This window comes from Duncaniella muricolitica, assembly GCF_910574735.1.
In the GTDB taxonomy this organism is placed as follows: Bacteria; Bacteroidota; Bacteroidia; order Bacteroidales; family Muribaculaceae; genus Duncaniella; species Duncaniella muricolitica.
Genome location: NZ_CAJTCF010000140.1, coordinates 1 through 3,416, shown reverse-complemented (window position 1 = coordinate 3,416; position 3,416 = coordinate 1). Strand labels below are relative to the sequence as shown.

Sequence of the window (3,416 nt, the reverse complement as noted above, 5' to 3'; positions counted from 1 at the left end):
TCAAATAGTTCGTCCATGCCCTCGGGCAGGCACATCCATATTGCATCTGCGGTTTTCATACCGCAAATTTAACACTTTTCTCAAAATCCATGCACCGCCATTTCGGCTTGACCCCATCTTTGTCATTTTTGACCTGTTTTTATTTTTTTACGCCACAGAGACATTCCTGTCAAAACTCATATTATTGGCTAAGTGTTGTTTAAGTAAGCATTCACTAAAGCCTACTGTTATGAAAAAGACAGATAATGACCCCAAACGTCTGGGCGAACATCCCGAGATGCACCGCCTCGACCCCCACCCCGAGGCACAACGCCTTGAGGGTCATCCGCAGCCTGAAAGCCTACCCGCTCATGAGGAAGACGCTACTCCCGTCATGGCCCCGTTGTCAGGAAAAGTCCCGGCCACATCCGACGCTCAGGAGACTGCCGGTATAGCTCGCGGAGCCGGATGGATTGCTCTCGCCATACTCGCATTGATGGTAGTCGCCGCATGCCTGTGGCCTCGCAGAGCTTCATTCCAGACCCAAGATTCAGCTACCTATTCTTCGGCAGGAGGCTATCCTCTCCGCTCTGGAACCGTCATAGCTGCCATTCCGACCGCTGTTAACGCTATTGTCCCTGACTCGACCATACAGTTGGCTACAACTGTCGCTGGCACGACCCAACCCAACGCCGTGGTGATATACCTCTTTAACACCGACAGCTCGAGCATACCGGAGACATCCTCACTCACCGCTGTCGCCCGAGCCGCACACGAGACCGGCAAGACCGTAGTGATCAAAGCCTACACCGACGAGACCGGCCGCGCTGACTACAACCGGCGACTCTCCGAGCGACGGGCCAAATCGGTCAGTGACTACATGGTGGCTCACGGAGTTCCCTCCAGCCACATAAAAGCAAAAGGATATGGCCCGACACACGCATATGCCAACAACGCACAGGACCGCCGAGCCGAAATAACACTCAAGTAATTGAAGAGGTTAAATAGATAAACTAATAGACGGTATCGTAATCATAGTTTTACGATACCGTCTATTCATTTATCCTGAGAGTAGCCCGAAGGTAAACTCTAAACTTTAAACTTTAAACTCTTTTAAACTACTTATTAGCTCTCTTGCGCTCGACTTCGTCAAGTATAATCTTGCGCAGACGCAGATGATGGGGAGTCACCTCCACATACTCGTCCTCCTTGATATATTCAAGAGCCTCCTCGAGCGAAAATACCACCGGGGGAATGATACGGGCCTTGTCGTCGGCACCACTCGCACGCATATTGGTGAGTTTCTTCGACTTGGTGACATTAACCACGATGTCGTTATCCTTGGCGTTCTCGCCTACAACCTGTCCGGCATAGACCTCCTCCTGCGGGAATATGAAGAAGCGGCCGCGGTCCTGGAGCTTGTCGATGGCATAGGCATAGGCAGTACCGGCTTCCATGGCAATGAGCGAACCGTTGGTGCGACGCTCGATGTCGCCCTTCCAAGGCTGATATTCATGGAATCGATGAGCCATGATAGCCTCGCCGGCCGACGCTGTGAGCACATTGTTACGCAGGCCGATGATGCCGCGCGAAGGTATCAGAAACTCGAGGTGTATGCGGTCGTTCTGAGTGGTCATGGTCACCATCTCGCCCTTGCGGCGTGTCACCATGTCGATAATCTTTGACGAATACTCCTCGGGCACATTGACCGTGAGCATCTCGATAGGCTCACACTTCCTGCCGTCGATTTCCTTGATGATAACCTGAGGCTGTCCCACCTGGAGTTCAAAACCCTCGCGACGCATAGTCTCGATAAGCACCGAAAGATGGAGCACACCGCGACCAAACACCATCCATGTGTCCTCATGTTCGGCCTTGGTGACACGAAGCGCGAGATTGCGGTCAAGTTCCTTGGCCAGACGGTCGGCTATGTGACGCGAAGTCACATATTTACCGTCCTTACCGAAGAAAGGCGAGTCATTGATGGTAAATGTCATCGACATCGTAGGCTCGTCGATGGCGATACGCGGCAGCGGCTCGGGATTGTTGATGTCAGCCACTGTGTCACCGATCTCAAAGCCGTCTATGCCGACGAGCGCGCATATGTCACCGCTCTTGACGCTCTGCACCTTCTTACGGCCCATGCCTTCAAAGGTATGCAGCTCCTTGATACGCTGCTTTACTACCGAGCCGTCTTTCTTGCAGAGAGCGATATCCATACCCTCGCGCAACTCGCCGCGATGAACGCGACCTATGGCGATACGTCCCACATAACTGCTGTAATCAAGCGAAGTGATAAGCATCTGGGCGTCACCCTCGAGAGTCTTGGGCTCAGGGATAAACTCGATGATTGCGTCAAGCACCGCGGTGATATTGTCGGTGGGAGTCATATAATCGGTGCTCATCCAGCCCTGCTTGGCCGAACCGTATATGGTGGGGAAATCAAGCTGGTCCTCGGTGGCATCGAGATTGCACATCAGATCAAACACCATCTCCTGCACCTCGTCGGGACGACAGTTGGGCTTGTCTACCTTATTAATTACGACTACCGGCTTCAGGCCCATCTGAATGGCCTTCTGAAGCACAAAACGGGTCTGGGGCATGGGACCCTCAAACGCGTCGACCAGCAGCAGACAGCCGTCGGCCATGTTGAGCACACGCTCCACCTCGCCGCCAAAGTCGGCGTGTCCCGGAGTGTCGATAATGTTAATCTTATAGTCCTTATAGTTGATTGAAACGTTCTTGGAAAGAATCGTTATACCGCGCTCACGCTCCAGGTCATTATTATCAAGTATCAGTTCGCCGGTGCTCTTGTTGTCCCTGAACAGCTTTCCGGCAAGAAGCATCTTGTCCACAAGAGTGGTCTTGCCATGGTCTACGTGGGCGATGATGGCAATATTACGAATCTTTTGCATCTTTTACGTCTTTTTCTCTAATTTAGGGTGCAAAGTTACGCATTTAATTCAACTTACGCAAACCTAAAATCACCGGCTCAGCGCGACAGCACTGGAAGTTGCCGACAATGGCTTCGATATATAATGACCTATTCATTCAAAACCTACGGTTAATGCTTTAACTGTATAATTCCAACTCCAGATGTATATTGCCAATATAAACGCAATACTTATTATAAGGCATCCAAGCAAAACGACTCCGACACCTTTATATCTATTTCTAATTGCATAAACCATGTTTGCCGACTGTGCAATTATCAGCAATACATTCATCACCAACAGACACCTGTTGACGCCAGCAGTTCCTCCTACAAAAAGAACGACAAAAGAAGCCGCGAATACGATCGCGAATAATATGACAATCACCCATTTCGCTTTGAAGTCATCTTGACTTTTTGAGTCTGTTAATGTGTTTAAGAAATATCACATGGAATGCCAGGAGATTCCACCCTTTCCAGCTGGAAACCGTTTTATCGAAACGAT

At 50.5% G+C, this 3,416-nt stretch carries 2 protein-coding genes; one reads left to right on the top strand and one right to left on the bottom strand.

Annotated elements, in window-relative coordinates:
- Positions 1–229 precede the first annotated feature (229 nt).
- A complete protein-coding gene (locus QGT73_RS17055; protein WP_280123227.1) occupies positions 230–970 on the top strand; it encodes an OmpA family protein in 741 nt (246 codons plus the stop codon).
- Positions 971–1,097: 127 nt separating this feature from the next.
- Here QGT73_RS17055 and typA read toward each other — a convergent pair whose 3' ends face one another.
- Positions 1,098–2,894, bottom strand: coding sequence for a translational GTPase TypA (typA, locus tag QGT73_RS17050; RefSeq protein WP_280123226.1), 1,797 nt, complete (start codon positions 2,892–2,894; stop codon positions 1,098–1,100).
- Positions 2,895–3,416: the final 522 nt, after the last annotated feature.